The sequence below is a fragment of the Vibrio sp. R10-SF1-ISO8 genome (assembly GCF_059833805.1).
In genome coordinates, this window is sequence record NZ_JCBDHL010000020.1 from 1 (window position 1) to 7,250 (window position 7,250).

The 7,250-nt window shown below is 39.4% G+C and carries 9 protein-coding genes and 1 pseudogene; 1 reads left to right on the forward strand and 9 read right to left on the reverse strand.

The window, feature by feature from the left end; translation table 11 throughout:
- Positions 1-110: 110 nt before the first annotated feature.
- The 9 genes from AC6R00_RS17975 to AC6R00_RS18015 all read right to left on the reverse strand — a co-directional run bounded on the left by AC6R00_RS17975 (position 111) and on the right by AC6R00_RS18015 (position 6,901).
- Complete coding sequence (locus tag AC6R00_RS17975) at positions 111-383, reverse strand: hypothetical protein (protein ID WP_500641448.1); 273 nt, start codon at positions 381-383, stop codon at positions 111-113.
- Between the two features lie 139 nt (positions 384-522).
- Complete coding sequence (locus tag AC6R00_RS17980) at positions 523-906, reverse strand: hypothetical protein (protein ID WP_038162685.1); 384 nt, start codon at positions 904-906, stop codon at positions 523-525.
- 148 nt (positions 907-1,054) lie between these two features.
- Positions 1,055-1,582, reverse strand: coding sequence for a hypothetical protein (locus AC6R00_RS17985; RefSeq protein WP_500641449.1), 528 nt, complete (start codon positions 1,580-1,582; stop codon positions 1,055-1,057).
- Between the two features lie 133 nt (positions 1,583-1,715).
- Positions 1,716-3,047, reverse strand: coding sequence for a hypothetical protein (locus AC6R00_RS17990; protein WP_234499566.1), 1,332 nt, complete (start codon positions 3,045-3,047; stop codon positions 1,716-1,718).
- Between the two features lie 200 nt (positions 3,048-3,247).
- Positions 3,248-3,688 carry an immunity protein YezG family protein gene (locus AC6R00_RS17995; RefSeq protein WP_500641450.1) on the reverse strand — a complete coding sequence of 147 codons (441 nt, stop codon included), beginning with the start codon at positions 3,686-3,688 and terminating at the stop codon, positions 3,248-3,250.
- 162 nt (positions 3,689-3,850) lie between these two features.
- The gene (locus AC6R00_RS18000) at positions 3,851-4,243 is read right to left on the reverse strand and encodes a hypothetical protein (protein WP_500641451.1); all 393 of its coding nucleotides are present in this window, start codon (positions 4,241-4,243) and stop codon (positions 3,851-3,853) included.
- A 139-nt stretch (positions 4,244-4,382) separates the two neighbouring features.
- Positions 4,383-5,126 (reverse strand): hypothetical protein, encoded by a 744-nt coding sequence (locus tag AC6R00_RS18005; protein WP_500641454.1) that lies wholly within the window; start codon positions 5,124-5,126, stop codon positions 4,383-4,385.
- A gap of 139 nt (positions 5,127-5,265) precedes the next feature.
- A complete protein-coding gene (locus tag AC6R00_RS18010; RefSeq protein WP_500641452.1) occupies positions 5,266-5,739 on the reverse strand; it encodes a hypothetical protein in 474 nt (157 codons plus the stop codon).
- Between the two features lie 691 nt (positions 5,740-6,430).
- Complete coding sequence (locus tag AC6R00_RS18015; RefSeq protein WP_500641453.1) at positions 6,431-6,901, reverse strand: SMI1/KNR4 family protein; 471 nt, start codon at positions 6,899-6,901, stop codon at positions 6,431-6,433.
- Positions 6,902-7,138: 237 nt separating this feature from the next.
- On the opposite strand from AC6R00_RS18015, the pseudogene AC6R00_RS18020 reads away from it, so the two are divergent.
- A pseudogene (locus tag AC6R00_RS18020) lies at positions 7,139-7,250 on the forward strand (integron integrase); the annotation flags it as partial.

A 7,250-nucleotide genomic window follows, 5' to 3' on the forward strand; every position in this document is an offset into this window, starting at 1 on the left:
AGTTGCCTGCATGAGAAAGATGGTTGTGATCTTAAACTCGATGCTCAGAGACGGTGTAATGTGGGATAACAATAGCGCCAAAAATTAACTATTGACGCCATAGTCTCTTGTTATGTGTTTTCATCGTCACCAATGGATAAATCTAATTTACCTTCTCTGTATAAGTTCCATTCTTCCCAAGCTTCTGGGGCATAGAGGTCATGATAGCCACGCTGTTTTAGAAATGCAGGCATGCCAGATAGAGGTTGGCTCACCTTTGTTGCTTTATCTCTTATTCTCAAAACTTCAGTTTCTGAAAGAGGCCGCTTTGCAATTTTCTCTGCTCTAGTTAACAAAGCAACGAGTGCTGGAATATAGACATCTACTACTTTTTCTTGATTCATACCTCGTAATCCTTTTTACACATAACGCCCTGCTAAGTGGCTGACAACATACCACAATAAGTAAACAAGCCACCTTAAAACACCGAACAAACTTTGAAGTAAATTCGCCGAGCGTTGGCAGTCCGTCTTAAGCAGTTTGTTATATGCCATTTTGGGCAATAAAATCAGCAATTGTATTCTCTTGGCGCTTACTACCAACTAACCATTCCACAACCCATTCAGTTACACGTTCTCCCGTTTTGTGAATGAACTTCCCTGTTTCAGGTTCATCGATCCACTCAAGTTGTTTAACTAAAACCAACGGTTTTTCAGAACCTTCAGTATTACTTGAAAACTCAAGAGCCTCTTCATAAGTGTGAAATGCGTAATAGTATATTTCTCCATCAAATTCGTCGGGGGCACCTTGCCACGGCCGACACCAAACCCGGTATTCTAGAACTTGATCATAAAAATACCCACCACCTGATTTAGTGCTTGCTGGGTACTCTCCAACCATATTCTTATTTATTGAATTAGGATACATTTTTAAATCTCCATGGCATATAACGCCCTGCTAAGTGGCTAGCAACGCATAACACGATACTTATACTAGCTGCTGTAAACACTATACCTGACTAGAACTAAAATTGCCGAGCGTTGATAGTCCGTCTTGAGCAGTTTGTTAACTTTATTCACTCCGCTAGATCTTCGACTATGTAAAAACCCCATAGACCCTTTTTGACTTTCACTTTAACTAAGTCACCTTTCTTATAAGAGCTAGTTTGCGATTCATCAACACTTATATAAGCAACTTTACTTCCATCACTAACGTGTACGTAGTTAAATTGAGAACCATTTTTGAACATCATTGACGATATTTTTACCACTTCAAAAATTTTTAAATGGTGCTGTTCACTCGCGAATTTATGGTTGCTAACGGCAAAAAATGCTATTGAGGTTAATATAGCGAGCATACTAGTAACCGGAAAGTTTAACTTTCTTTCGTAAAAGCGAGTCGAGACGTTAGGAGATCTAAGAACATTAATATTTTTGTTGGCTTTCCATTTTTGAAAAATACGAACTATTGGAGCAAAAGCTAATCCAGCACCTGCACTAATTATAGATAACCACCCACCATCCAATACGTTAGAAAAAGCCGCGAAACTTAGTTGGTAGAGAGAAAAACTGAAAGATGCTACCAATAATATTGTCCAGATCATCAAATTCCTTATAAAATTAACGCCCTGTTAAGGTGTGAGCAACACAATACCGATGCCGCCGCATACACCTTAAACATTAAACACAACGCATAGTAAAAATGCCACGCGTTGCGAATCACTCTTAAACAGATTGTTAAGTTTCTTTTACGCGATACCTAGTTCTTCCGTATATCGGATAAAAGGCAGGCTTTATTGAGCTGAACTGCCCATCACCAAAAAACACATGAGCCACGTTTGGAAACAAATCAGGGTCTAAAGGGTTTAGTGCATTTGGATTATGGTAAATTGTTATAGAGTCGCTCCAATACTCTGCATACTCTCCATTAGTAACTTCAAATTCAAAATCTAAGGGGATCTGATTGTTAAAATGTATACCTTGACCAACAAATTTGATGTCTAGGTCTCTTCTGCCAAATTCAGCTAAATACCCCATTCGCAAAAACTTACCGATAGTAGCTTGATTTGAGTGTATAATCGCACTGATATTCTTAGCATCGTCTAAAGCAAAATAGTTCGATGGAATCACCTTTTCGTTCCACCTATGCTCAGATATTTGAGTTACCTCTTGTATCACTTCACCATTTTCAAATCGATGCTGCCTCTCTGCACCATATAAATACCTTTCCAATGCACTCCTTGACCACATCATTGAATCTGTTTGATGAAAATCATGAATAGCAATAAGTAATGGGTTACCCGCTACATGCTCCTTTTCCCAGTACCTTTTGTTTAATTTAGAAAATAAAGGGCTACCATATTTTATCGGCATATAGTCTTTTAAAAGCCTTTCAATTTCTTCATGACTTTTAGGCTCAGGTTCATTATCTGCATGTTGACTTGGGTTAACTGTCACTGCTTCCACACAAATGCGCTGTCCCATTTTTTCTACAACATAGTCCGGAGCATTAAACTCTCGGTTTATCATGAAGTCAGCTTCATGAAAGAATGCGTACAGGTATAACTCCCACATTCTAGAATTAAATCCAGAACTCTGGAATTGCTCGATATAGTTGCCATCAGGGTCTTCGAATGAATAAGCTATTTCTGCAATAAGCTCTTTCGCTGGACTAAAAAGATCGCATTCAGTCAATAACTTATAGTCATCAGGCATCGGCTCTCGTTTCTCAATGTACTCAAAAATAAGATGTTTTTTCCGAGTAATCACACCTTGCGGAAATTCTTCAGCACCATCTTTAGAATGATGTTCCATCTTTCCTAACAAAATAGATCTAGCATCGACAATTTGTGGAATGCTATGCTCTTGATCGATAAATCTAAAAACTCCTGCTTCGTCTCTTCCAAGCACAATAGCAACGTAATCGTTGTCAATTTTATCTAGTAAAATAGCGCCTAAAACTGCGTTATTATCATTTGAATACCACTCGATATCTTCAGAAATGAATTTAACGAATGGGATTCGTGCATAACTCAAAGCCTCAAAACGGGCTTTTGATATTTGTCTCACATATCCTCCTAGAAACTTAACGCCGCGTTAAGTGGTGAGCAACGCTACCACGTTACCTAAACCATTGTGCCGTAAACACTAAATTCAAAGCAAACCGAAAATGCCAAGCGTTGGGAATCCGTCTTAAACGCTTTGTTATGTGTTTATCCAACTACCAGCTGCGATTGGTTATTTCTTAATTTAGCCAGAAGAGGACATATTTAGGCAGTATGCTGGCATTCTTCCCAAACATCGTTAGGCACAGAAAAAGTCTCTAGTTCATCTTTGGCTAGCGAACTAATCCCTCTCATATACAAACCGCTCCAGCTATCATTTTTATCTATGTAAGCAAACTTGAGGTTTATTTGAGCGTCATCAGTAAGCGTGACTTTGCAATGGGTCCATCGCTCTCGCTCAAAGACAGAATGTTGTTGTAATTCTCGTAACTGAACTGCGATTAAATAGAGAACATCACTCGGGTGTTGCTCAAAATCGTACTTTGACTCATTTCCCTCGCGATCTAGCCAATTAAACTTATAGTCGCTATCGGAACTAAATACTTGGCAATAGAAATATGCTTCTAAACCATCTTCTGGAAAGATAGACCAAATAAGGCGCCCTAGCTCCTGATATATCTCTTTTGGATTTTTTATTGTGCCCATATTCAGTTTATATTCTCCAATGAAGTTGAAATTTCATTAATCACATAACGCCTTGTTAAGGTGTGAGGCACGCAATACCGAAGCTCCCGCATACCACCTTAACCACTAAAACTAACGCATAGTAAAAATGCCACGCGTGCCGAATCACTCTTGAACAATTTGTTAGCTGGTTGTCTCCACAACATCGGAGACGACCAAATTGAAACTTGTTGCCTGAATAAACCACTCATGCCAAGGCATCGTTTCCTTAAAGCCATCAAAGTGGAATGTGCTTCCATCAAACTTCGCATTCATGATTTCATCAATTGGGTACTCTGGCGTTTCGTGCCTGACAGGTGCAACACTATTTAACCAGGTGAGACTTTTTTCATTGGATACGTTGTATAGAGTCATCACCCCATTTTGAACAATTAGATCGCTTCCATTTGAACTTGGGTGCTCTTTGCTGATGAAAATACCACTGAGAGCGATGACAATCTTGGAGTCAGTTCTGGAGACATCTTTGATAGATACATCATGAAAGTTCATCTTCTCAAAGTCGGTATTAATTTCCATATAACCTCCTACCAGCTAACGCCCTGTTAAGGGGTGAGTAACGCCATACCGAAGCCACCGCACACCACCTTAATCACTAAAACCAACGCATAGTAAAAATGCCACGCGTTGCGAATCCCTCTTGAACAGTTTGTTAAGCCTATTTGCTTTCGACGAACTTTCTATATGGGTACTTTCGCTTAAACTCTGTATGCAATTGCTTGTGAACATCAACGATATGCCCTTTAACTTTCGGCAATTGCAGGTATATCTCATTAGTAAACTCAACGAGCGAGGGTAAAAGTGAATTACCAACGATTTCTTCTAATTCTTCTTGGCTAAAAGCCATACCTGGTGAAAAGTGGTGCTGAACTTTCCTTTGGTAATCGTTTATATACAATTGATTTCTACGAGCAATTGTATTCGATAGTATCTTAAAGTCTCTTTGACAACGATCTAGTTCCGATAACAGCGCAGTATTAGGGGATGAAAGCAAGCCTAGACATCTTTCAATGCTAATAACATTACAGAGTGTGTCGTCAAATTTGAGTGATTCAAGCTGTAGGGCTCTTTGTGTTTCATCAGTCCCTTGAAAATGTGCAATCCTATCTTCATACATCGATATAAACATCGCTTGTCGATCCAGAATAAACAGCGAATATTTAAAGTAGTTGACCTCTTGCTCTTCTTTGTCTTCCACTCTTGAGTAAACAACATGAAACAAAGTAAGTAATGCGGCAACAGCACCAGCCGATGCTAGAAAAACACCAATTGAATTTAGGACCGACACAAAACTAAGCGACTCAGCGTCTGCATACGCCAAAGCTACTGCTGAAATGTAAAATCCAGCGAAGCAAAAACAAATGTGCAAGGAATAGCGACTTACTAACTTTTTCAAAATCATCCTCATGTAAAATAGGCTTAACGCCGCGTTAAGTAGTGAGCAACGCTAAACTACCTAACACAAATCCATACACCATAAACACTTAACCCAACTTAGAATGCAAAACGCCAAGCGTTGGGAATCTGCCTTAAACGCCTTGTTATGTTTGTATTACAATTGGAATATTTACATTGGCAAGTAAGTCTACAAACCTTTGTTCAACTCCAAAAATAAAAAAGTAGTCATCCTTAACATTCGCACCCGCAAGTAAGACACTACCCGAATAAAACTGCCATTCACTAATTCCCCACTCTAAATCTGCCTTAAAGCACATGAGGCCTCTTCCCATTGCTCTTGAAATAATAGGAATGGTGTCTCGATTAAAAGCATAATGTTCCGATGTTTCACTAAACCTGCAAGTCTTATGACTAAAGAAAAATACTTCCTTGGTCAAACTACCGAGAGAGTAGTCAACAACGTCAGTTTTAAACTGTTTTTGTCGGTTAGAGCCACTTCCATCATATGATATGTTCAGTTGAACTGAGAAGTTATCGCACCCTAAATGCAAGAGCTCTTCGAGAATCAATATACTCGCTTTAAAAGTAAGCTCGCTATCTTCTATTGCGATATTCATAGCTCTCCTTAAAAACATAACGCCTTGCTAAGGTGTGAGTAACGCAATACAAAAGCTACCGCACAGCGCCCTAATCACATAAGCCACCGCAAAGTAAAAATGCCACGCGTTATGAATCACTCTTAAGCAATTTGTTAGTACATGCGCTACTTCTATTCATGCGCTCCAAGATATTGAAAACTGGCATAATATGAAAGGCTTTGAACACTGAAGTGAGACGGGCAGCTACAAAACTTTACCCCGATTGAAAGACGAAAGTTGGCTAGAAGAAAAACGCACTGAACTGCCCTACTTTCACTGGCTTCAAATTAGAAAAGGATTCGATCCTCGCACTTCGACGGCAATACCAAAGAAAGACAACTCTGACTTCGTAAAAACCACGAAAGAGAAGAAGCGCCAAAGAAATAGGGTAAGAGTTAGACACCGTAAACGGTGAAATCAAAGCAAACACTCCGCATATAGTGCCACCGGAAAGAACGTGAAAGGTACTAACTGAAAGGTGTAAAGACGAGCACAGAAACAAATAAACACCAAAACTTATGACCTTTAATGTCAACCCCGTACTAACGCCGCATTAAGTGGTGAGCAACGCACGACCACTGAACCTAAACTATTGTGCCGTAAACACTAAATTCAAAGCAAACCAAAAATGCCGAGCGTTGCGAATCCGTCTTAAATGCTTTGTTATGCCCTATTCATCGTATGGTTTCAACATAGACAGTACTTGTGTGAATGAGTCTGCCACAGTAAATATTGCCTCCTCACCTTCGAGTTCGTGAAACCAAAACACCACCGCTGGATTAGTATTACTATCCGAGTAGTCTAAGCAAAGATAGTCACCTCCCGCACCGAGAACGATCGGCAGGTAGTTCTTTGATATACCGTGTACTTCCCGCAAGATTGAAAGTGATGAAATAACATTTGTACGACTTTCTAGTGGGTCAAGAGTTAATAATTCACCAAACCCAATACCCCAAGATGAACCTTTGACGTCAATAGACAAACTTCCATTCCTAGGTTGCCCGCCATGGTAATACTTAACACACTCAACATAATCTTGAGGCAAGTTGAACTGAACTATTATTGAAACGCTTTCGATTAATTCGTCTCTCAAAGGCTGGTGGTCTTCTTCGAAGATCAACCATTCATTTTCATTACCCAAGTGTTAATCCTCCTTTAGGGGTATAACAGTTCTTAGCCAGAACCATTCTGCTATTAACTACCGAACAATTCTGTATTTCCTGATATTAAACTACAACCATATCTCAAATAACTGAAAACTAACAGTTACTTATCTTCATAGTTGCGCAAGTAAACACGCAAAAGCAAGAATATCTATATACAGCCTGCCTTACTCTGCCAAAATAAAAATATTGTATAAATAAACAGGTATTTAACTATGAAAAGATCGCCGTTCTTGGCGTACATCCGTGACTATATGCTAGGTAGGAACTATGCCCTTCGCACCGTTGAGGCGTATGTTTACTGGATCCACCAATATATAATCTTTC